Origin of the sequence: Falsiroseomonas selenitidurans (assembly GCF_012103215.1) — a bacterium.
In the GTDB taxonomy this organism is placed as follows: domain Bacteria; phylum Pseudomonadota; class Alphaproteobacteria; order Acetobacterales; family Acetobacteraceae; genus Falsiroseomonas; species Falsiroseomonas selenitidurans.
Genome location: NZ_JAAVNE010000023.1, coordinates 25,035 through 46,136 on the forward strand (window position 1 = coordinate 25,035; position 21,102 = coordinate 46,136).

The 21,102-nt window shown below is 73.2% G+C and carries 20 protein-coding genes and 1 tRNA gene; 7 read left to right on the forward strand and 14 right to left on the reverse strand.

Annotation, left to right across the window (positions count from 1 at the left end):
- Window positions 1-51: 51 nt before the first annotated feature.
- A complete protein-coding gene (locus tag HEQ75_RS14900) occupies window positions 52-783 on the reverse strand; it encodes a sugar transferase (RefSeq protein WP_168031928.1) in 732 nt (243 codons plus the stop codon).
- Between the two features lie 255 nt (window positions 784-1,038).
- Between HEQ75_RS14900 and HEQ75_RS14905 the strand changes: the two genes are divergently transcribed.
- A complete protein-coding gene (locus tag HEQ75_RS14905; RefSeq protein WP_168031929.1) occupies window positions 1,039-1,248 on the forward strand; it encodes a hypothetical protein in 210 nt (69 codons plus the stop codon).
- Window positions 1,249-1,542: 294 nt separating this feature from the next.
- The gene (locus tag HEQ75_RS14910; protein ID WP_168031930.1) at window positions 1,543-3,003 is read left to right on the forward strand and encodes a DUF6311 domain-containing protein; all 1,461 of its coding nucleotides are present in this window, start codon (window positions 1,543-1,545) and stop codon (window positions 3,001-3,003) included.
- Here HEQ75_RS14910 and HEQ75_RS14915 read toward each other — a convergent pair.
- Window positions 2,982-3,992 carry a glycosyltransferase family 2 protein gene (locus HEQ75_RS14915; protein WP_168031931.1) on the reverse strand — a complete coding sequence of 337 codons (1,011 nt, stop codon included), beginning with the start codon at window positions 3,990-3,992 and terminating at the stop codon, window positions 2,982-2,984. The two genes, HEQ75_RS14910 and HEQ75_RS14915, sit on opposite strands and share 22 nt — an antisense overlap.
- 94 nt (window positions 3,993-4,086) lie before the next feature.
- Here HEQ75_RS14915 and HEQ75_RS14920 point away from each other — a divergent pair, with 94 nt between their 5' ends.
- The 4 genes from HEQ75_RS14920 to HEQ75_RS14935 all read left to right on the forward strand — a co-directional run bounded on the left by HEQ75_RS14920 (window position 4,087) and on the right by HEQ75_RS14935 (window position 6,198).
- On the forward strand, window positions 4,087-4,563 hold the full coding sequence (locus HEQ75_RS14920; protein WP_209318575.1) for a MarR family winged helix-turn-helix transcriptional regulator: 477 nt from the start codon (window positions 4,087-4,089) through the stop codon (window positions 4,561-4,563).
- A 6-nt stretch (window positions 4,564-4,569) separates the two neighbouring features.
- Window positions 4,570-5,259: a cyclase family protein gene (locus HEQ75_RS14925; RefSeq protein WP_168031933.1), complete on the forward strand. Its 690-nt coding sequence runs from the start codon at window positions 4,570-4,572 to the stop codon at window positions 5,257-5,259.
- A 275-nt stretch (window positions 5,260-5,534) separates the two neighbouring features.
- Window positions 5,535-6,011 carry a hypothetical protein gene (locus tag HEQ75_RS14930; protein ID WP_168031935.1) on the forward strand — a complete coding sequence of 159 codons (477 nt, stop codon included), beginning with the start codon at window positions 5,535-5,537 and terminating at the stop codon, window positions 6,009-6,011.
- A gap of 112 nt (window positions 6,012-6,123) precedes the next feature.
- Window positions 6,124-6,198, forward strand: a tRNA-Thr gene (locus tag HEQ75_RS14935).
- A gap of 54 nt (window positions 6,199-6,252) precedes the next feature.
- Here HEQ75_RS14935 and HEQ75_RS14940 read toward each other — a convergent pair.
- The 6 genes from HEQ75_RS14940 to HEQ75_RS14965 form a co-directional block, all read right to left on the reverse strand.
- The gene (locus HEQ75_RS14940) at window positions 6,253-9,018 is read right to left on the reverse strand and encodes a PAS domain S-box protein (protein ID WP_168031937.1); all 2,766 of its coding nucleotides are present in this window, start codon (window positions 9,016-9,018) and stop codon (window positions 6,253-6,255) included.
- Window positions 9,019-9,108: 90 nt separating this feature from the next.
- A complete protein-coding gene (locus HEQ75_RS14945) occupies window positions 9,109-9,387 on the reverse strand; it encodes a circadian clock KaiB family protein (RefSeq protein ID WP_168031939.1) in 279 nt (92 codons plus the stop codon).
- A complete protein-coding gene (gene kaiC / locus HEQ75_RS14950) occupies window positions 9,380-11,074 on the reverse strand; it encodes a circadian clock protein KaiC (RefSeq protein WP_168031941.1) in 1,695 nt (564 codons plus the stop codon). Before kaiC ends, HEQ75_RS14945 begins: the two co-directional genes overlap by 8 nt.
- A gap of 122 nt (window positions 11,075-11,196) precedes the next feature.
- Window positions 11,197-11,976: a response regulator transcription factor gene (locus tag HEQ75_RS14955; RefSeq protein WP_168031943.1), complete on the reverse strand. Its 780-nt coding sequence runs from the start codon at window positions 11,974-11,976 to the stop codon at window positions 11,197-11,199.
- Between the two features lie 125 nt (window positions 11,977-12,101).
- Window positions 12,102-13,010 (reverse strand): GGDEF domain-containing protein, encoded by a 909-nt coding sequence (locus HEQ75_RS14960; protein WP_168031954.1) that lies wholly within the window; start codon window positions 13,008-13,010, stop codon window positions 12,102-12,104.
- 9 nt (window positions 13,011-13,019) lie between these two features.
- Window positions 13,020-13,721, reverse strand: a complete 702-nt coding sequence (locus HEQ75_RS14965) for an HD-GYP domain-containing protein (RefSeq protein WP_168031956.1) — start codon at window positions 13,719-13,721, stop codon at window positions 13,020-13,022.
- A 596-nt stretch (window positions 13,722-14,317) separates the two neighbouring features.
- Between HEQ75_RS14965 and HEQ75_RS14970 the strand changes: the two genes are divergently transcribed.
- A complete protein-coding gene (locus HEQ75_RS14970; protein WP_168031958.1) occupies window positions 14,318-15,520 on the forward strand; it encodes a glycosyl hydrolase family 8 in 1,203 nt (400 codons plus the stop codon).
- 63 nt (window positions 15,521-15,583) lie between these two features.
- On the opposite strand, the gene HEQ75_RS14975 is transcribed toward HEQ75_RS14970, so the two are convergent.
- The 6 genes from HEQ75_RS14975 to HEQ75_RS27900 form a co-directional block, all read right to left on the reverse strand.
- Window positions 15,584-15,958, reverse strand: a complete 375-nt coding sequence (locus tag HEQ75_RS14975; protein WP_168031960.1) for a phage tail fiber protein — start codon at window positions 15,956-15,958, stop codon at window positions 15,584-15,586.
- A 38-nt stretch (window positions 15,959-15,996) separates the two neighbouring features.
- The gene (locus tag HEQ75_RS14980; protein ID WP_168031962.1) at window positions 15,997-16,170 is read right to left on the reverse strand and encodes a hypothetical protein; all 174 of its coding nucleotides are present in this window, start codon (window positions 16,168-16,170) and stop codon (window positions 15,997-15,999) included.
- Window positions 16,171-16,317: 147 nt separating this feature from the next.
- On the reverse strand, window positions 16,318-16,590 hold the full coding sequence (locus HEQ75_RS14985; protein WP_168031964.1) for a hypothetical protein: 273 nt from the start codon (window positions 16,588-16,590) through the stop codon (window positions 16,318-16,320).
- 11 nt (window positions 16,591-16,601) lie between these two features.
- Window positions 16,602-17,873: a LamG domain-containing protein gene (locus HEQ75_RS14990; protein ID WP_168031966.1), complete on the reverse strand. Its 1,272-nt coding sequence runs from the start codon at window positions 17,871-17,873 to the stop codon at window positions 16,602-16,604.
- An 11-nt stretch (window positions 17,874-17,884) separates the two neighbouring features.
- Window positions 17,885-20,242 (reverse strand): glycosyl hydrolase family 28-related protein, encoded by a 2,358-nt coding sequence (locus HEQ75_RS27895; protein ID WP_209318576.1) that lies wholly within the window; start codon window positions 20,240-20,242, stop codon window positions 17,885-17,887.
- A 66-nt stretch (window positions 20,243-20,308) separates the two neighbouring features.
- Window positions 20,309-20,959 (reverse strand): hypothetical protein, encoded by a 651-nt coding sequence (locus HEQ75_RS27900; RefSeq protein WP_209318577.1) that lies wholly within the window; start codon window positions 20,957-20,959, stop codon window positions 20,309-20,311.
- Window positions 20,960-21,102 lie beyond the last annotated feature (143 nt).

Genomic DNA, 21,102 nt, shown 5'->3' on the forward strand with positions numbered 1-21,102 from the left:
ACGGGCGCCGCCGCACGGGAAGGCCCGCCGGTGCGGGGCCTTCCAGCGCCCTCAATAGGCGCCGCGCCGGGCCAGCACCGCCATCGGGGTGCGCAGGAGGATGCGGATGTCGCCGATCAGGGAGGGGTGCTTCGCATAGGCCACGTCCAGCGCCACGCGCTGGGCGTAGGAGGTGTCGTTGCGCCCGGAGACCTGCCAGGGGCCGGTGATGCCCGGGCGCACGGCGATGTAGTGCTGCGCCGCCGGGCCGTAATAGACCGCAAGCTCGCCGGACTGCACCGGGCGGGGGCCGACCAGGCTCATCTCGCCACGCAGCACGTTCAGCAGCTGCGGCAGCTCGTCCAGCGAGGAGGCGCGCAGGAAGCGGCCGATGGCGGTGACGCGCGGGTCGGCCTTCAGCTTGCGGGTCGCCTCCCACTCCGCGCGGGCCTGCGGGTCGCGGTCCAGCAGGGCGGCGAGGCGCCGGTCGGCGTCCGTCACCATGGAGCGGAACTTCAGGCAGCCGAACAGCCGGCCGCCGCGGCCCACCCGTTCATGCGCATAGAAGGCCGGCCCGCCATCGAGCCGGACCAGGGCGGCGATGACCAGGAAGGCCGGCAGGCAGACCAGCAGCAGGACCCCGGCGCCCAGCAAGTCCAGCGCACGCTTGGCGGCGGCCTGCGCCGGATGCGCCGCGGCCACGGCAGGGCCGTGCGGCGCCGCGCCCGGGGGGGCGAATTCGAACAGGGATTGCCGGGTTTCCGGCTCTCGCAGAAGTGTCTGGACGACTTCCAGGCCAGGCATGGAGGGTCCTCGTGGTGCGGTCGGGGGGCCGCGATGGGGTGTGGCGGGCAGTGGCCCGACCGAAGCGGCCGCAGGGGCCGCGTCGGGTCGGGGTTCTTTCCCTTGTCAGGATGGATACGCTTGGTCACTGGCGGGTTTGCGACGTGCTTGCGGCGGAAATAGGGCGCATCGGCCGGCTGTCGTTGCTGCGATGCAAATTAACCGCAGTGAAGCAGTTCGACACAGTTCCGCAGCCTGATGATGGCATGATGCCTCATGCGTGATTTCGCGAATCGCCGCCACGGCGCGGCTGGCCAGGCGGAGGCCCGCCGCGGCGCGACCTGTGGCACGGAGCGCCCGGAGCCGCCTCGGCGCCGGGCCTGGTTCGCCGTGCCGGAGGCCGCGCCCCGCGGCGGGCGCGGTATCCTGCTGGCGGCGGCGCTGTCCTCGGTGTTCTGGGCGGTGCTGGGGTGGGCGGTTCTCTAGAAGCCTTTGATTCTAGAGAAAACAATGCGTTCAGATGATTCGGTCTGAACGCAGATTCTCTAGGCTTGCGGCCGGGGCCGCGGCGGACCTAAGTCTGCAGCCGCACCCCGCCCCGCCTTCCCCCCCCTGCCCAAGGACGCCGCCATCCTGACCGCACGCCTTGAAGCGCGCCTCGCCTGGCTGGCGGCGCTGACCCTGGGCCTTGGCCTGGCGCTGTGGCTGTTTCCCCTGGATTTCCTGTGGCCGCAGGCGGGCCAGCCCTGGCGCCCGGCCGGGGATGCCGCCCAGCATCTGGTGGCGCAGCGCTACCTGATCGCCGATGCCTGGCGCTGGCCGCCCACCCTGGCGCTGAACCTCGATACCCAGCAGGGCGGCCTCAACACCGTCTTCGCCGATTCCATCCCGCTGCTCGTCCTGGCGCTGAAGGCGCTGCGCGGGCTGCTGCCGGAAGGCTTCCCCCAGGGGTTTCACGGCATCGGCCTGTTCTACGGCCTGGCCTGGGTGGCGCAGCCGCTGGCCGCGGTCTGGGCGCTGCGCGGGGCGGGGGAGACGCGGCTGGCGCCGGCCATCGGCATCGCGCTCGCGGCCGCCGCCATGCCGGCCTTCATCGGCCGCTTCGGCCATGCGGCGCTGGATGGCCATTTCCTGCTGCTGCTCGGCCTCGGCTTCTACCTGCGGCTGGTGGCCAGGCCGAGGCCGTGGCTGTGGCTGGGCGCGGCGCTGCTGCAACCGGCGGCGCTGCTGATCCACCCCTACCTGGCGGCGATGACGCTGGCGCTGCTGGGCGCGGTGCCGGCGACGCGGCTGCTGCGCGGGGAGGCCTTCATCGGCCCGGCCCTGGCGGTGGCGGCGGCCTTCGCGGCGGTGGTGGGCGTGATGGCGGGCTTCGGCTATCTGGGCGCCGCCGGCGATGGCGGCTACGGGCAGTTCGCCATGAACCTGCTCTCCCCGCTTTATCCCGCCGGGTCGCTGATCTGGGGCCTGCCCTGGTCGCCGCAGGTGGATGCCACCGGCCATGGCGGGTGGGAGGGCTACAACTGGCTCGGCACCGGGCTGCTGGGGGCGCTGCTGGCCGGGCTGCTGCTGCGGCCACGATTCGCCCTGCGGCGGCTCTCCCGCCATGCCGGGCTGGTGCTGGTGCTGCTGGCGCTGGTGGCGCTGGCAGTGTCCTTCCAGGTGGGCTTCGGGTCGCGCATCGTGCTCGACCTGGGGCCGCCGCCAGCGGTGCTGGAACAGTTCCGCGCCTCCGGCCGCTTCTTCTGGCCGGTGGGCTATGCGCTGCTGCTGGCGGCGATGGTGCTGCTGGCGCGCGTCGCCCCGCTGCTGTGCCTGCTGGCGGGGCTGGTGCAGTTCGTCGATGCGCAGCCGCTGCGCGCGGCGCTGGCCGAGTGGGCCGGGGCCCGCCCGGCCTGGACGGTGGAGGCGGCGGCGCTGCGCGCCGAACTGGCCACGGCGGAGCGCCTGACCCTGCTGCCGAGCTGGCCCTGCGTCGACAAGCCGACCGGCAACGAGACCTACGCCCTGCTGCTGGAGGTCCTCGCCCTGGCGTCGGAACGCGCCGTGCCGGCCAGCACCATGTATGTGGCGCGCTGGCGCACCCCGCCCCGCTGCCGCGACGCCGACCTGGCCTCGGCGCCGCTGGAGCCCGGCGAACTCCGCCTGGTGCTGCCGGCCGCGCAGCCCGCCCTGGCGCCGCTGATGCCTGATTCGGCCACCCGTTGCCGGGCGATCGGTCAGCTCCTCGCCTGCCGCTGATCCGTGGCCTCGCTCGGCAGGTGGCGCTCCACGATGTACAGCGGCCGGCGCTTGGTCTCGTTGAACACCCGCCCGAGATACTCGCCGATGATGCCCAGCGTCATCAGCTGCACCCCGCCGAGGAACAGCACCACCGCCATCAGGCTGGGGTAGCCTGCCACCGGGTTGCCCCACAGGATGGTGCGGATGATGAGCTGGATGCCGTAGATCGCCGCGCCGAAGGCGGTGGCCAGGCCGAGATAGGTGGCAACCTTCAGGGGCCCGACGGTGAAGGCGGTGATGCCCTCCAGCGAGAGGTTCCACAGCCGCCAGTAGTTCCACTTGGTCTCCCCGGCCGCGCGCGGCGCGCGGTCATAGGGCACGGGGATGCTGGGGAAGCCCACCCAGGCGAACAGCCCCTTCATGAAGCGGTGCTGTTCGCGCAGCGCCAGCAGCGCATCCAGGGCGCGCCGGCTCATCAGCCGGAAGTCCCCGGTATCGGCCGGCAGGTCCACCTTGCCGCCGATGCGCTGCATCACCCGGTAGAAGCCGGCGGCGGTGGCCTTCTTCAGCCAGGTCTCGCCTTCCCGCGCCCGGCGGCGGGCATAGGCGACGTCGTAGCCCTGGCGCCAGGCCGCGACGAGGTCCGGGATCACCTCCGGCGGGTCCTGCAGGTCGGCGTCGATCACCACCACCGCCTGGTCCGCCGCCGCATGGTCCAGCCCCGCGGTCAGCGCGATCTCCTTGCCGAAATTGCGGCTGAGATTGACCAGCGACACGCGCGGGTCCTGCGCCCGCAGCGCCAGCATCACGCCCAGCGTGCCGTCGCGGGAGCCATCATTCACATAGACCACCTCGAAGGGCAGGCCGATCGCTTCCATCACCGGCACCAGCCGGGCGTGGAAGGCGGGCAGCACCGCTTCCTCGTCGAAGGCGGGAACGACGACGGACAGCGCCGGGCGGGCGGCGTGGACCGGCAGGGCAGGGCGGGCGGCGAGCTGGGTGGACATGGCGCGCAGCCTGCCACCCGCTTGCGGCAATTCGGGGGCGGTCGAAGGGCCGCGGTTGAAGTGCCGCGGTTGAAGTGCCGCGGTTGACCGGCCGATGCATCCTGCGATCCTGGCCACGATGTCCGAGCCGGCGACCATCCGCGACCTGCTGTCCTACCGCATCCACCGCCTGGCCAATGCGCTGAGCCGGGGCGCGGCGCGGCGCTACCGCGCCGAATTCGACGTCAGCCTGATGGAATGGCGCATCCTGGCGCTGCTGGGCGGCTTCGCGCCGCTCACGCTGGGCGACCTGGCGCGCGAATCCGGCCTGGACAAGGCGCAGGCCAGCCGGGCGGTGAAGGCGCTGGTGGCGCGCGGGCTGGTGGAGCGCGCCGCCGGCGCCGCGGATGCACGGGCGGTGGCGCTGCGCCTGTCGCCGGAAGGCGCGCGGGTGCAGGCCGGGCTGATGCGGGCCGCCCGCGCCCGCGATGCCGCCTTCCGCGCCGCCCTGCCGGCGGAAACCCTGGCGGTGCTGGAAGATGCCATCCGCCTGCTGCAGGCCGAGGCCCGCCGCCAGACCCCGAAGGAATAGGAAGCCATGGAACTCATCGACCTCTCGCGCGAGATCTTCCACCGCACCCAGACCCACCCCAGCCACCCGCCGGTGGTGATGACGGTGTGGAACGACCATGCGGAGAAGAAGGTTGCCGGCGCCACCACCTTCAGCAGCAAGGCGCTGTCGCTGGCGATGAGCGACCATGCCGGCACGCATGTGGACGCGCCGGTGCATTTCGACCCGCGCCCCGGCGCGGCCTCCATCGACCAGGTGCCGCTGGAGAAATTCTACACCGAGGCGATCTGCCTCGACCTGTCGCATGTGCCGCTGAAGCACGCCATCACGGTGCCGGAGATGGAGGCGGCGCTGGCGGCCTCGGGGCAGGCGATCCGGCCGGGCGACACGGTGCTGATCCATATGGGGGTGAACGCCCGGCTGCTGGGCAAGCCCGGCTACCTGCACGACTTCCCCGGCCTCGCCATCCCCAGCGTGCACTGGCTGGCGGACCAGGGCATCGGCATGTTCGGGGTGGAGGCTATCAGCCCGGCCCCGGAGGGGGAGCTGAACTTCCAGGCGCACATGGCCTGCGCCGAACGCGGCATCACCCACATCGAATGCCTGGCGAATCTGGAGGCCCTGGTGGGTCGCGGCCGCTTCCGCTTCATCGGCTTCCCGCTGAAGATCCGGGGTGGCACCGCGAGCCCGATCCGCGCCGTGGCGCTGTTCGCCTAGGGCATTTTCAAGCCTTGCGGCTTCGCAAGGCGACTCGGAAAATGCGTCGAAACAAAAAGCTGGAGCCGTTTCACCGTCTTCGCTTGCGGTGAGGCGGCTCCAGGGCGGCGTTCGCCCCGCACCCGGGCGCCCGGTGGCCGCGTTACCATGCGATGGCGTTTGCGCCGGCGTCGTGACGGGCGCTTCGCCTCGGCCGGCGGGACATGCCATACAGCGCCCGACGCGGCTTCCCTTGAGCCTCCGAGGAGGACGAGAGCATGTTCTTGCCTGGACAGATGGTATGGCATCGCGACGGCCAGCGCAGCGGCAAGGTGCTGGAATGCGAGGGCGGGCGCGTCTTCATCGAGCAGGAGAACGGCGCCGAACTCGACTTCCCCGAGCGCGACCTGACGGCCTCGCCGCCGGCCTCCGCCAGGCCCGCCGGCACTCCGGCGGCGTCGGCCGGACGCGGCGGCGGCGCCGCTGCCTATGTCATGCCGGAGCACATCCTGATCACCGCCGACATCACGCCGGAGCATGTCCGGGTGCTGGGCCTGGTGCCGCAGCGCACGCTGCAGGCGGTCGCCGCGTTGTATGAGCGGCGGCCGGGCCGGCGCAAATTCAGCGCCCTCGACGTCGCCGGCAAGCTGAACGTCATCACCGAGATCACCGCGGTGCCCTACCGCACCATGCGCGACTACAGCGACCGGCCCGGGGAACTTGGCCTGCTGATGGGCAAGGGCCTGGCGGACAGCCAGAAGGCCGCGGGCTGAAAGCCCAGCGGCGCGGCCGGGCGGCTCCGCCCGGCCCTTGCCGCCGCCGCATGCAGGGGGTTGCGGCGCCCCCGGCGAACCGCTAGGAACCGGCACGCTTCGACGACGGCGCGCTGCTGTAGCTCAGTGGTAGAGCACTCCCTTGGTAAGGGAGAGGTCAAGAGTTCAATCCTCTTCAGCAGCACCACCGCCCGGACCGCTGGTCCGTCACCCCTCCTTCCAAGGTCACTGCCTGGCGGCTTCACGCTGGTGCCTCCAGCGCTTCCCGCACCTTGGTCGCCAGCTGGTTGCGGCGATAGGGCTTGGGCAGGATGGGCAGGGCCGGGCCGCGGCCGGGGATCTCCGGCTGGCTGTAGCCGCTGGTCAGCAGCACCCGCAGCGTCGGCCGCAGCGTCCGCGCCAGCACCGCCAGCTGCGCGCCATTCATGCCGTCCGGCATCACGATGTCGGTGAACAGCAGGTCGTATTCGCCATCCTGGCGCAGCAGCCGCAGCGCTTCCTGTGCCGTGCCGGCTTCCGTCACGCGGTAGCCCAGGTCGCGCAGCAGGGTGGCGACATGGTCGCGCACCGGCAGGTCGTCCTCCACCACCAGCAGTCGTTCGGTGCCGCCGCGCGGCGCCTCCGTCGGCGCGGGCGGCGGCGCCGGCACGCCGTGCAGCGCGATGGGCAGGTAGATGGACACCGCCGTGCCCGCCCCGGGGGCGGAGCGAATGGTGACCTGCCCGCCGGACTGCTTGATGAAGCCATAGACCATGGAAAGGCCGAGCCCGCTGCCCTGGCCGACCTCCTTCGTCGTGAAGAAGGGCTCGAAGGCCCGCGCCGCAACCTCCGGCGGCATGCCGTGCCCGGTATCGGTGACGCGGATCAGCACATAGCGGCCGGGCGCCACATCCTCCTCCGCCGCCGCCGCGTCCAGCGCCACGGTGGCGGTCTCGATGCGCAGCTGGCCGCCCTCCGGCATCGCGTCGCGCGCATTGATGCAGAGGTTCAGCACCGCGGTCTCCAGCTGCGGCGCGTCGATCAGGGCCGGCGCCAGGCCGGGCTCCGCGCGCAGCGTGAAGTCGACCTGCTCGCCCAGCGTCCGCCGCAGCATCTGCGCCAGCCCGCCGAGCAGCGCATTCACATCGACCGGCTTCGGGTCCAGCGCCTGGCGGCGGGAGAAGGCGAGCAGCCGGCTGGTCAGCGCCGCGGCGCGGTCGGCGGCGGCCATGTTCATCTCCGCCATCTGGCGCAGCTCGCTGTCCGGCTCCAGCCCCTGCACCAGCATCTCCGCATTGCCGAGGATGACGGTGAGCAGGTTGTTGAAGTCGTGCGCGACGCCGCCGGTGAGCTGGCCGATGGCTTCCAGCCGCTGCGCCTGGCGCAGCTTCTGTTCCAGCTCCAGCCGCTGGGTGATGTCGGTGTGGACGGCCAGGATGGCGCGCGGCCCGTCGCCATGGCCCATCATGGTCCAGTTGGCCTCCACCACCAGGCGCGTGCCGTCCTTGCGCCGGTGGCGCAGCTGGCCGCGCCAATGGCCCTCGCTCAGCACGGCCTGCATGGCCGCCGGCCCGTTCTCCGGCATGTCGTCGATGCGCTCGCAGGCCGGCTGGCCCAGCATCTCGGCCGCGGTCCAGCCGTACAGCCGTTCCGCGCTGCGGTTCCAGTAGAGCGTGGTGCGGTCCGTGCCGATCACCAGGATCGCGTCCTGCACCAGGTCCAGCAGCGCCGCCTGCTGTTCCAGCTGCGCCTGGTGCCGGCGACGATCGGTGATCTCGCGCTCCACCGCGACCCAGTGGGTGATCCGGCCGCGGGCCTCCTGCACCGGGACCATGTCCATCTCGATCCAGAACGCCTCGCCGGTGCGGGTGTAGTTCAGCAGCTCGGCATGCACCGGCTGGCCGGCCTGCAGCGCCCGGCGGACGCGGTCCAGTTCCGCCCGCTGGGTCTTCGGGCCCTGCAGCAGGCGCGGGCTGCGGCCCAGCACCTCGGCCGCGCTGTAGCCGGTGCGGCGGGTGAAGGCCTCGTTGACGAAGACGATGCGCGGCCCCGGCTCGTCCAGCAGGTCGGCATCGGTCACCAGCACGATGTGGTTGAGCTGCGCGATGCAGGCTTCGAGCAGCTGCTGCCAGGCGGCGCGCCGGCGCCGCTCGGTGATGTCGTGCAGCACCACCGTCACGCCCTCGGCGGCGGGATAGGCGCGCATCTCCAGCCATTGCCCGGTGCCGCGCAGCTCCGCCTCGCCACCGGCCATGGCGCGGCCGGTGGCGGCGTCGGCGAGCCAGCCGCCGAAGGGCTCGCCCGGCCCGAAGCCGGGCTGCGCCGCGGCGGGCTGGCCCAGCAGCGCCCGCGCATCCTGGCCCAGCAGCCGCGCCGCCGGATGGTTCACGTGGCTGAAGCGGCCGTGCTGGTCCAGGGTGAAGAAGGCGTCGGAGATCGAGGCGACGGTGGCGGCCAGCCGTGCGGCCAGGCGGCGATTCGATTCCTCCGCCGCCAGCCGCTCGGAGATGTCCTCAACGATCGCGATCAGCCCTTCCAGCGCGCCAGTGCCGTCGCGCAGGGCGGAGACGCTGACACGCGTCCACAGCCGGCGGCCGTCGCGCCGGATGAAGCGCTTCTCGATGACGAAGCCGCTGCGCTCACCCCGCGCCACGGCGCTGGCCAGCGCCCGGCAGGCCGGCACGTCGCGCGGTTCCGACAGGGCCAGGAAATCGTCCCGCGGCAGGGTTTCCGGCGTGTAGCCCAGCATGGCGCAGAAGGCGGGGTTGGCCTCGCGCACCTGGTTCGACGGCCCGGTGCTGACGATGCCGACGGCGGCATTGTGGAAGATGCCCTGGAAGGTGGCCGCGGCGCGCAGCACGTGCTCCTGTGCGCCGGGCATCAGGTGACGGCGGCCGAAGGGATCGATCAGCGCATCCACCTGGCCGCCCGCCAGGTCCTGCAGCCGCGCCTGGGTGACGTGCAGCGTGCGCAGCAGGTCGAGAAGTTCGGCGCGCTCGGGCTCGGCGGCGTGCAGGCCCGGCTTCATGGCCGGCTGCGGCCCGCAGCAGGGGCGCGACCGGCGGTGCCGGAACTGGCGGGGCGGCGGGTCTGCGTCACGGCGTGATGGGTCCTCTCGTCACGGCGGGACGACACCCAGCGTCGCCAGCAGGGCCGCATGGTCGCCGAGGTCCCCCACCACGGCGCGCGGCCCCTCGGCATCCAGGATGAGGAGTTGCGGCGTCAGCAGGATTCCGTCGGCAAGCGCCCGCGCCGGCTGCGCGAAGACGTCCACCGTCTCGACCTCCCAATCCCGGCCATGTGCGGCGCGGATATGGGCGAGGTTGGCGCGGGCGCGGCGCGAATTGGGGCTGGCGCCGGCGACGTAGAGGCGCAGCCGCAGCATGGTGTCAGGCATCCGGCGGGTCCTGTGCGTCGCCCATGCGACGCAGATGCAGTTCGGACCGGCCACGCGCCGCCTGCGCCAGGCTGGCGCGACCGGCCTCGCGGATCGCGTTCCACTCCGCCTGCTTCAGTTCCAGCTGGCGGTGCAGCAGCGACAGCCTGCCCTCGATCTCCGCCCTCTCCGCCTCCAGCCGCAGGCGCTGCAATTCCGCTTCGGCGGCGGCGGCGCTGGCACGGTTCCGCGCCGCATTCTCCTGCTCCCAGCGCAGCGTGCCCATCATGACTTCCCCATCCGCGAGGTAGACCTCGTCCAGGGTGACACCGTTGCCCGACAGCAGCAATTCGCGGACCTGGTTCGAATGGCCGGTGCCGCGCGACTTGATGATGGTCAGGGCGCGGTTCCGTTCGCCGCCGCGCGCCAGGTAGCTCAGGTGGATCCAGGTATCGGCGATGGTGGAGACCTGCAGCGGCGTGCCCTCCTGCTCCGGATGCAGATGCGCCATCAGGCTTGTGCAGAGCAGGGTGATGCCCGCCGCCTTCGCCCAGTCGATCAGGCGCTCGGCGACGCTGTGCGAATAGGCGGCGTTGCCGTCCTGCGCCAGCGCCGAGAGCGGGTCGATCACCAGGCAGCGCGCGCCCTGTTCATGCGCCGCGGCGCGGATGCGCAGCAGGTGGCCTTCCGCGCTGCCATGGACCGAGCGCGCGGCGAGAATGCGCAGCATGCCGCTGCGCTGGTGCGTCGCCAGGTCGATCGCCACCGAAGCGAGGTTGCGCTCCACCTCCTCGGCCCGCGAATCAAAGCTGACGAACAGCGTCGGCTCCCCGCGCTGGCAGGCGGCTTCGGCGAAGGCGCCGCTCAGCGTCGTCTTCGCCGTGCCGGGGGCGCCGCTGATCAGGATGCTGGCGCCGCGGTGGTAGCCGCCTTCCAGCATGGCATCGAGGCGCTGCACGCCGCTGCCGACACGTTCCTGCGGCGCCGGCCCGCCGGCGTCGCGTTCGCCGCCGGCGAAGGCCACCTCGATTCCTGCCGCGCCGATCAGCAGCGGCGCCTGGTTCTCGGCGAAGCCGGAGCCCCGGTACTTCAGCACGCGCAGGCTGCGCTGGGAGACGCCGCCGATCAGCTCGTGCCGCAGGCTGATGGCGCAATCCGCCATGAACTGCAGGAAGCCCAGCCCGTCCGGGTCCGCGGCCATGTCCGGCGCCGCGGCGGATTTGGCGGTGACGATGGCGGTCATGCCGCGGGCGCGCAGCCAGTGGTTCAAGCGGTGCAGTTCCCGGCGCCGCGCCGTCGCGTCCGGCAGCAGCGCCAGCATCACGTCGAGCGCGTCGAACACCACGCGTCGCGCGCCGGTCTCCTCCGCCATGGCCCCGATCGCGGCGAGCAGCCCGCCGAGGTCGAAGCTGCCCGCCTGCACCAGGTCCGGGTCCGGCTGCGCGTCCAGGAAGAAGGTGGCGTCGTGCCAGGCGGGGCCGGCCCAGGCGAAGCCGGCGCAATTCTCGCGGATGCGGTCGGGCGCTTCCTCGAAGGCAACGAAGATCGCCCGCTCGGCAGCGTGGATGGCGCCATGCGCCAGCACCTGCAGGGCAAGCAGCGTCTTGCCCGCGCCCGGGCCACCATCCAGCAGCGTGATCCGCCCGGTGGGAAGGCCGCCACGGGTGATCTCGTCCAGTCCGCTGATCCCGGTCGCTGCTTTCGCCATGGCCGTCCCCCCTTGTCGCCCTGCCGAGACCGGGCACCCTGCCGGGACTGGGTACTCCGCCGGCACCGAAGGGGGAAAGCCCGCGGCCGCGCGGCGGGGCCAGCCGCCTTGCGTGATGACGCCTACCAGACCAGCCGGTAGCCGCGGCCGCGCACCGCGGCGATGGTGACAGCCCCGGCGGAGGCGGCAAGCAGCTTTTGCCGGAGGTTGGAGGCCAGCTGGTCAACGCCGCGCTGTTCCGGCAGCAGGCGCCGTCCCAGCACCCGCTCGGAGATCGTTTCCCGATCCGCGAGATGGTCGGGCGCCGTCAGCAGCAGGCCGAGCAGCCCGGCCTCGCCGCCGGTCAGCCGCGTCTCCCGCCCATTGGCATCCTGCAGGCGCAGCCGGGCGGGTTGCATCGACAGGCCGGCGATGCTCCAGCTCTGCGGCTCGCCGACGGGGGCCGCCGGCTCCTGGTCCGGGGCGGCCGGCGGGGGCGGGGCGCCGGCAACGGCGTCCAGCCGCCGGCTCAGCGCCCGCACGCGCGCCACCATCTCCCGCAGAGAGAAGGGCTTGGCCAGGTAGTCATCGGCACCGACCTCGAGCCCGATGATGCGGTCGACCTCCTCCGCCCAACCACTGACGACGATGACGCCGAGGTCGGGGCAGCTGCCGGCCTCACGCACGAAGGCGATGCCGTTGCCATCCGGCAGGCCGAGGTCTACCACCACCAGGCGCGGCTGGTCCCGCTGCAGCCGATGCCGCGCCTCCGCCAGCGATCCGGCGGTGACGGTCGACCAGCCATCGCGCGAGAGCGCCGCGCAGATGGTTGCGGCGACGGCCTCGTCATCCTCGACCACCAGCACCGGGCGGTTCGTGGCTAGGCTTCGCGTCGGCATGCCGACCAGCGGAGAGACGACCATCTGCCGGGCTTTTCCAGACGTCTTAATGAAGTACTAATTTGATGAACCTAGGGTATGCCCTCCCAGGGTGTCCACCCGTAATGAGCGAATATCTGTTACGTTGATCGCCTGAAGGCGTCGGCAACCTAGCCGATTGCAACCCGGTTGCGGCCTTCCCGGCGCGCCGCCTGCAGGGCAGCCTCGGCCCGCCTTACCAGCTCGGACAGGGTCTCACCCGGCGCCGCGGCGCAGATTCCGAAGCTGCAGGTGACGCGCAGCGGCCCCGCCTCGGTCGGAAATTCCGCCGCCGCCAGCGCCCGGCGCAAGCGTTCCGCCGCACGGCGGGCGCCAAGCAGGTCCAGGCCCGGCAGGCACAGCGCGAAGGCGGCCGGGCCGGTGCGGCCAACCACGTCGCCATGGCGGACGTTTTCCGCGAGCAGGTCGGCCACGCCCATCACCACGGCGTCGCCGGCGGCAGGGCCGAAGGTTTCCGACACCCGGCGCAGCTGGTCGATCTGCAGGCAGGCCATCGCCAGGCGCGGCGTCCGCCCTGCCCCCAGCCGGCGCAGCAGCGCGGCGCGGTCCGGCAGGCCGGTCAGCGGGTCGCGCGCCAGAGGCGGCTCCCGCTCATCCAGCCGGCGCTGCTCCAGCGTCACGTCGCGGCCGATCGCGGCGAAGCCATGCGGCCGCCCGGCGGCATCGGCCAGCGGCGTGATTCGCAGGTCCAGCCAGAAGGGCGCGCCGTTGCGGGCATAGAGCAACAGCCGCGCCGCGCCGGGCTCCGCCGACCGCAGGGCCCGGCGCAGGGCGGCCAGCGCGGCGGTGTCGGTGCCCGGCCCCTGCAGCAGGGTCGGGCTGCGCCCGGTCATCTCCGCCTCGGTCCAGCCGGTCAGGCGGGTGAAGGCCGGGTTGACGTAGCGGATGCGCGGGCCGGCGCCGTCGAGCGTCGCATCGGTGACGATCACCGCGTCCTGCGCGGTCGCCACGACCTGGCGCAGCAGCAGCAGCGCCGGGTCCGGCGCGGCGGCAGGGTTGGCGGGCGGGTGCGGGCGCATCGGGGTCCCTCAGGTGCGGGGCGCATCGGCAGGGCAGGGCTGCCCCGCCAGCGCCGCATTCAGCAGGTCGGCCATTGCCGGATCGAACTGCGTGCCGCGGCAGGCGGCGATTTCGGCGAGGGCCGCGGCGGCGGTCATCCGCGTGCGATAGCGGCGCCCCGGCTCGACCATGGCGACGAAGGAATCGGCGACGGCGACGGCGCGCGTCACGGGATGCAGGCCGGATGCCGCGACGCCGGTGGGATAGCCGCCGCCGGCCCAGCGCTCGTGATGGTCGCGCGCGGCAAGGATCACCAGCGGCGGGAAGTCCAGCCGCGCCAGCAGCGCCGCCCCCAGCGCCGGATGCCGGCGGATGCTGGCCAGTTCCGCCGCATCCAGCCGGCGGTCGCCATCGAGCGTGGCGGCCGCCACGTGCAGCTTGCCGATGTCGTGCAGCAGGGCGCCGGTCAGCAGCGGCATGGCCTCGCCCAGCAGGGCCGGGCCCTGCCGCCACATCGCCATGGCCACGCGGGCGACGCGCATGGAATGTTCCGCGCTGGGTGCGTGGTGGCGCCGCAGCCGGCCGAGCAGGGCCAGCGTCGGCTCGAGGCGCAGGGTGGAGCCGGGCGGGCTGCACGCCGCCCCCGGCCCGGCCGGCGTGATCCCGGCCTCCCGACCGGCATGCCGGTCGAAGCGGGCGTGCAGCTTGCCCAGACCGAGGCTCCCGTCCATCCGGTTCATCCCGCAGATCGAGCACGGGCGGCCAGGCTGGACCGTCCTCATGCTCCTGAAACGATTGAGGCCAGGCCAGTGGACCGGGGCCGGCAGGCTTGCCGCGGCGGACGCTGCCCTGGATGCGGCCACCTGACCGCTGCGTCGGATCATCGATCCGCCACGCCGCCGATGCATGCCCGGAGTCGTCGTGAAATGTAGCGCAATGTGCGGTCGAAGGCCGGTTTCCGGCCGATCCGGCGGCAACCGGCCAAGCCAGGCGCGGCACCGGCAGGCCGCTGCCGGGTCGGCGCCGGCGATGGCGGTGGGGCGTGCGATGCCGGCCTGGTGCCTTCCAATAGGGGGCAGGGCACGGCGCGGCATCGCCGCAGCGTCAGCAAAGGTCAGCCAAGGTGCATGCCGGGATCGCCATCCGGCACGGAGAAGGGCCGCCTGGCGTGCGTTGCGTGCTGTATTGCAAGCAAAAGTCGCCATGGATCCCTGCCGCCACAACTTCGCACAAAAGCTGGTTCGAACCGGCGCGCCGCGACGGTTTAACCATTCTTCACGACTTGGACGAGCAGGCAGGACGCCGCAGGACAGAAAGGATCTCTGCGATGGTGCGGCAACCTTACCCGCAGGCGGGGCTGGGGGGCGGCCTTGGGCGGCGCGCGCTTTTCGGCGCCGGGATTGCGGCCGGCGCGGCGCTGGCCGGCGCACCCGCAATGGGCGCGGCGGTGCTGGGGGATTGGCTCGATTTCCGCCATCGCTTCCTGCACCCGGATGGCCGGGTGCTCGATACCGGGAATGGCGGCATCTCGCATTCCGAGGGCCAGGGTGCGGCGCTGCTGTTTGCCGTCCGCTTCGACGACCGGCCGAGCTTCGAGCGGATCCTGGCCTGGACGCGCGGCGCGCTGCGGCGACCGGACGACCAGCTTCTCGCCTGGGCCTTCCGCCCGGGGGCGCCGATTCCCGTGCCGGACGTGAACAATGCGAGTGACGGCGACCTGATGGTGGCCTGGGCGCTGGCGGAGGCGGGGGATCGCTGGGGGCTGGCGGAAAAGCGCGCCCTGGCGGCGGAGATCGCGCGCGACCTGCTGCGCCGCTGCGTGATGCGGCAGGGCGAGGCGACGCTGCTCCTGCCGGGGGTGGAGGGGTTCCTGAAGCCGGACCGCCTGGTGGTCAATCCCAGCTACTTCATCACCCCGGCCTTCCGCGCCCTGGCCCGCCTGGTGCCCGACCCGGCCTGGATGGCGCTGGAGGAAGGCGGGCTGGCCCTGCTGGAACAGGCGCGCTTCGGGCGCTGGCGGCTGCCGGCGGACTGGCTGGCGCTGTCGCGCGGCCTCGGGCGGCCGCAGCCCGCGCCGGGCTGGCCGGCGCGCTTCTCCTACGACGCGGTCCGGGTGCCGCTGAACCTCGCCTGGGGTGGCCATGCGCGGTCCGGCGCGCTGCGGGCGGCGGTGGAGTTCTGGGCCGACCCGACGCATGCCGCGCCGCCGGCCTGGACCGACCTGCGCAGCAATGCCGTGGCCCCCTATCCGGGCGACAGCGGGCTGCGCGCCGTGGCTTCCCTCGGCCTGGCCGCGCTGGCCGGCCGCGGGCGGGTGGAGGCGCTGCCGCGGGTGGCGGAGGCCTCGGCCTACTACCCGGCGGTGCTGACCCTGCAGGCGCGGCTGGCCTGGGCCGACCGCGGCCTGGATGGCAACGCCGCCTGCAGCGAGGGGCCGCTGGCGATCGAGCTGCCGCCAGCCGCCCCACCCGCCCCGCGCGAAGGCGGCAACCGCGGCTGGCTGCGCGGGATCTGGCCCGTGCGCGGCTGAGCGTTCGTGGATTGATGCCCAGTCGGCCCTTGCACGGATGCGGCGCGGTGCGCCGCGGCGGCGCTATTCCGGCTGCACCGTCAGCGCATTGCCGGTGAAGGTCACCACGCCGGGGCCGGCCACGGTCACCGGCGTGGTCAGCGCCGACCAGGTCAGCGGGTTGCCGCCGGTCACCGCGTCGAACAGGCCGACATGCGTCAGCGTGCCGGCCGCGGCGGTGAAGGTGAAGCGGATCGCCTCCGCATTCCGCTGCGTGCCGGTACCGGTGAAGGTGGCCCGCTGGCGGGCATAGCCGGTTCCGGCCGGCTCCCCGGTGATGCCGGCCGCGTCGCTGCCGCCGGTGCCGAGCGCGGCATAGACGGTGATCGGCAGCGTCGGCAGGCGGGCGCACAGCGCGCGGGCCAGCAGGTTCTTGGCGTGATCGGTCAGGTCGGTCATCCGGAGGTCCTCTGGGGATCGGGGGGGCAGGGTCTGGATCAGAAGCTGCCGGGCAGCGCGGCGGATCGCCGTCTCCCGGCAGGCGTCCGGCCGGCCGGCATGGCGACCGGTGGCGTGGCGAGGGGGCCGGCGCCGGCCCCGACGACGCGGGCGGCATGGGCGATGCCGTCGAACCCGCGGGGCGGGTCGCCGGACCGGGTGCAGCCACTCATGCTCGGTCCTTGATGGCGGCAGGGCAGGCGCCCGCAGCGCCGCCGGCCCGGGCTGGCGCCCGCGGCCAGCCGGTCTGGGCCGCCTCGCCCGGCGCGATGCGTGGGGTGGCGGGCGGCTTCGGGTCGGGGATCCGCGCGGTCATCGGGTCATCCCCCCACCAGGCGGCCGACCATCGCAGGATTGGCCTCCGCCATCCCTTCGGGTGCCGGGACCGGCGTCGCCGGGCGGGTCTGGATGGCGAAGATCCCGGTCGTGCCCGCCAGATCCACCGTCGCCGGCGGTTCCCCGGCCATTGGCAGCTTCACGCCCGCCTGCTCCGGCGGCAGCGCGTCGGTCACCCGCTTGCCGGCCTCGGCCGCGGCCATCGGCCCGAAGAACCCCTGCCACACCCAGGCGGGGGTCTCGATCTCATCGCTCATGGCGTCCTCCGTCACAGGGGCAGGGCGGCCGCCAGCGCCGGCAGCATGGCGCTGGAAACGGCGTGGGGCAGCACGCGGAAATGCGCGACGTCGCCGGCAAGCGGTGTCGTGCCGGCGGCCGAATTGCCCAGCCGGATCGTCGTCAGGCCGGCAGCAGGTCCGCCCGTCACCGTGGTGACGCTGCCGCCGTTGATCGAGCACGCGGCCGTACCGTCCCCGGCGACCGACACCGCCACCCGCACCGGGTCGCCCGGCGTCATCGCGGTGGCGGCCGCATCCGACAGCCCGCCGGCGGCGTAGCGATACAGTGACAGGTTCGATGTGCTGGCGCTCACGCGCACCCCGAAAACCTGCGTGTCCCCGCCGTTATCTACCTGAAACAGCCGCAGGGAATGCGCGGCCGGGGCGGCCTGGGGGATCACGCCCGACCACAGGATGGTGCAGGCGCCGCTCGTGCCGATGCCCAGGCTGCCCAGCGACGCGCTGACCAGATCCGCCCCGCGCGTGCTGGCACTTGGCGTGCCGATGGGCGGCAGGATCGGCGTGGAGGCGAAGGGCCCGAGTTCCAGTTGCGGCAGCAGGTAGGTATCCGTCCAGTCATAGGCCACGCCGGATTCGCACAGGTACTGGATGCCGCCATTCACGCGCGCGATGGTGCCGGCGCTGGTCAGCAGGAAGGGCAGGGCGAAGCGGGCGGCGTCGGCGCCGGGCGCGACCTCCACGGTGAAGGAATTGCCCGTCACCAGCGCGCCCGCCGTGGCGCGCCCGGCGCAGCGCAGATTGGTGGGCGGCGCCGCCACGGCGATGCTGCGGGCCAGGGTGACGGAGGCGGCCCAGCGCTGGTCCGGCGCCGCCACGATCGAGGAGGCGTTCGGCTCGAAATCCAGGATCAGGGAGGCGGTGGCGGCGGCGGTGCCGAACCAGCGGATGCTGACGCCCGCCATGCCGGCCACCGTCACCGGGGTGACGGTGCGCGACAGGCTGGGGGCGCTGGCGGATAGCGCCCAGCCCGTGGGCAGCGTGCCGGGGCTGCCTTCGGCCGCGCCCTCCGCGCGCGGATTGGGCAGGCCATTGGTGCGCTGTCCCTCGACCAGCAGCCGGCGTGCCGCGCCGGTGAAGCGCGGCGTGTCGGCGCCATGCTCCAGCAGGCCCAGCCCAACCTCGGCCAGGCTGGTGCTGTGGGCCGCGACCTGGGCGCGCGCCAGCGCCAGCGGTGCCAGCAGCACGCCGCGCGCCACCAGGGTGCGCCAGGGCGGCGCCAGCGCGCCGAGGGTGGCGATCATGGGGGGCGCCATCAGGCCGCCCCCGCCCCGGCCAGCAGCAGCACCCTGGTGGTGCCGCCATCCGGGCTGAAGGCCAGCAGCGTCGCCAGCCCACCCGCGCGGATCTTCGTCAGCCCATCCGGGTTGCTCGGCGTCGTGTCGGTGAAGCCGGTCATCGCCACCGCCAGATCCGTCGCGCCGCGATTGACGACAAGGCAGGAGAAGCCGTCGCCCGTCGCCGTCCAGTTGATCGAGAGGCTGGTGCCGGCATTGGCCGAGACCAGTCGGCCGTTATGCGCGGCCAGCGTCAGCGCCGTGGCGCCGGCGGTGGCGACCACCGGCAGCGCGCGGGCGGTGAACTGCGCATCCACATAGCCCTTGCTGGCCGCCTGCAGGCTGGCGGTGGGGTCGCCCGGCAGCAGCAGCGGCCCGGTCAGCGTGACGGTGCCGGAAGCGGCGATGCGGAAGCGCTCGGCCAGCGTGCCGGCGCTGCGCGTCTCCACCACGAAGGCGCCGGATTCGGCGCCCGTCGTCACCGCCTCGCTGAGGCCGCCGGCGCGCGCATACTCCACCTGGCCGCCGGCGGCATTGCCGCCGCTGAAGGCCAGCTGGCCCAGCGCATGGCCCGCCGCCGGGCTGGCCGAGGCGCGGCGAAGGGTGAGCTTCATCGGCGCCGTCATGGCCGAGGGCGCGCCGAACACCACTCCGCCATTCGGGTTGGCATCAGGCTCGCCGCCGATCTCGAGCGGTGCCAGCGCGCCGGCGCCGATATTGACCTGGTAGGTCACGGTGCCGTCCTGGTTCTCCACGTCCAGCTCGCCGCCCAGCGCATCGGAGCGCCGCCGCAGCAGCGCGCTCGCCTGGTCGGCGGAGGAGCCCAGCGCCTGCAGGCGGTTGCCCACCAGGGCGATGCGCGCGAGATCGGCTGGCGTCTGCGCCTCGAAGGTGGCGGAGCGGGTGTCGGAGGCGACGACGGACAGGCTGTCGCCCGTGCTGCCCAGATAGACGCGCGCCGCCGGCAGGTCGCAGGCCACCAGCGTCAGCCCGCCATCCAGCACCTCCACCGCGCGCCCGGCGCCGTCGCCGCCGACCATCACGCCGACGAACTGGTTGTCGCCCTGGTTGCTGGCCGCCGAATTCACGCGGATGGCGGTGGCCATGCTGCTGATGAAGCCGCCGACCCATTTGGTGCGGAAGGCGGTGCCCGCGATCAGCGCGCCGACGGTGTTGGGGTCCTTCAGCGTCAGCAGGTCGTCGACGCTGCAATTGTGCAGCTGGATCGACTGCGCGCCGGTGCCGAGGTCGAAGCCGCGCTCGTAGCCGTAGCAGAAGCAATTGACGAATTCCGCCACGTCGCTGTCCTCGACGCGGAAGGCGGTGCCGCTGCGGCGGTTGTTCCACATCGCCACGGTGCCGCCGCCGGACCAGCCGCCGGCGAAGGCCGGGCCCTGCAGGTCGAGGCGCGTGGTGTCGACCACGGTTACCACGAAGCGGCCATTCGCGGCGCCGACGCCGCCGATGCCATAGGTGTTCACCACGTCGCCGGTGACCAGCCCATGCGCCACGGCGGTGGTGATGCGGATGCCGCCCGCGCCGTTGTCGGCCACGGCGGAGACGGTGCGGTTGACCACCGAGACGCCGGCCAGGTTGCCGGTCAGGAAGGGCCAGAAATGCACGTCATGGATGCGCGTGATGTCGTAGGTGCGGGTCAGGTAGATGCCGTTGCGGTTGTCGCCGCGCAGGCGCCGCAGGTTCAGCCGCTGGCTGTTGTCGGACCGCACCGCCAGGTCGAAGCCCAGGATCAGCAGATCCTCCAGCAGCGCGTCGTGATGCGTGCCGGAGCCGTCGCCGATGGTCACCGCGGTGCCGTTCATCTCGTTGCGCAGCGTGACGCCGGCGCGCAGCGAGGCGGGCGGCGCGCCCAGGCCCTCGCGCATCAGCGTCACCGCGCGCAGCGTGGCGGCGCGGTTCACCTGGATGGTGCGGTTGCCGGCGATGACCAGCGTGCCGGGGATGCTGCGGTAGTCGCCGGACAGGCGCTGCCCGCCGGGGAAGAAGGCCGGGCCTTCCAGGCACACATTCTCCTTCACCACCAGGCTGGCGCCGGCGACGCGGTAGCGGCGCGGGCCGAGGCGGACGATGCCGCCACCGCCCGCGGCCGCCGCGTCGATCGCGCCCTGGATGGCGGCGGCGTCGTCCGTGGTGCCGTTGCCGATGGCGCCGTAGTCGCGCACATGGACCATGCGTTCGGCGTGCACGCCGGCGGTGATCTGCGCGAAGCTGGCGCGGCGGGTGACGGCGGCGGCGCCGCTGCCCTGGACGATCGGCGCGAGGTCCGCGGCGGCGAGCGCCGCGGCGGCCGGCAGGTCGGAGATCTTGGCGTCAGCCATGGGATGTTCGGTTCCGGATCGGGTGCGGGGAAGGGCGGGCGGGGGTGCCGTTCGGGGCGCTGGCCGTCAGACCAGCAGGCGCCCGCCATCCTCGATCAGCAGGCTGCCGCCGGCCTGCAGCAGCAGGCCGAAGGGCAGGGTGACGCTGAAGGCGGGGGAGGTGGCCGCGACGGCGGCATCCGCGGTGGAGACCACGCGCAGCCGGTAGCCGGTGCCGGCGGCCGGCGCCGGCAGGCTGGCACTGGCCGCGCCGGCGCTGACGGTGGCGACCGTCGGGCCGCGCACCACCGTGCCGGCGGCGTTGCTGATGCTGAAGGCCACCTGCGCCACCGGCCCGGCCACGGAAGCCGCCGCCTGCACCACGCCGTTCGAGAGGATGCCGCCGGCGATCGGCGCCAGCACCACGGTGGTGGCCACCGCGCTGGCGATCTGCGCGACGGAGAAGACCTGCGCCGCGCGCACCTGCACGCGGAACGGCGCCGCGGCGGTGTCCAGCACCAGGCCGGAGGCCACCACGTCGCCCACGCGCACCGGCAGGAAGGAGATGGAGTCGGCGGCGATCAGCACGATGATGTCGCCGGTCTCGAGGCGCGCGGCCGCCGGTTCGAAATAGCCGGCGGCCAGCACCGTGGCACGCGAATCGCTGGTGCGATACAGCCACATGGTGAAGCCGCTGTTGGTCACCAGCGGCACCAGGGCCGTGTTGCTGAAGGGCATGGGCGGGGCTCCGTTCGGATGCGCGGCGGGCGGGGCGCGCGCCAGCGGCGCGCCCCGTGGGGTAGGACCCGGGAAGGGGGCGGTGGGACCGGATCGTCGGGATCGGGGCGCACGGGCGAAGGCGGGGTCCGGCCCGCGCGTGC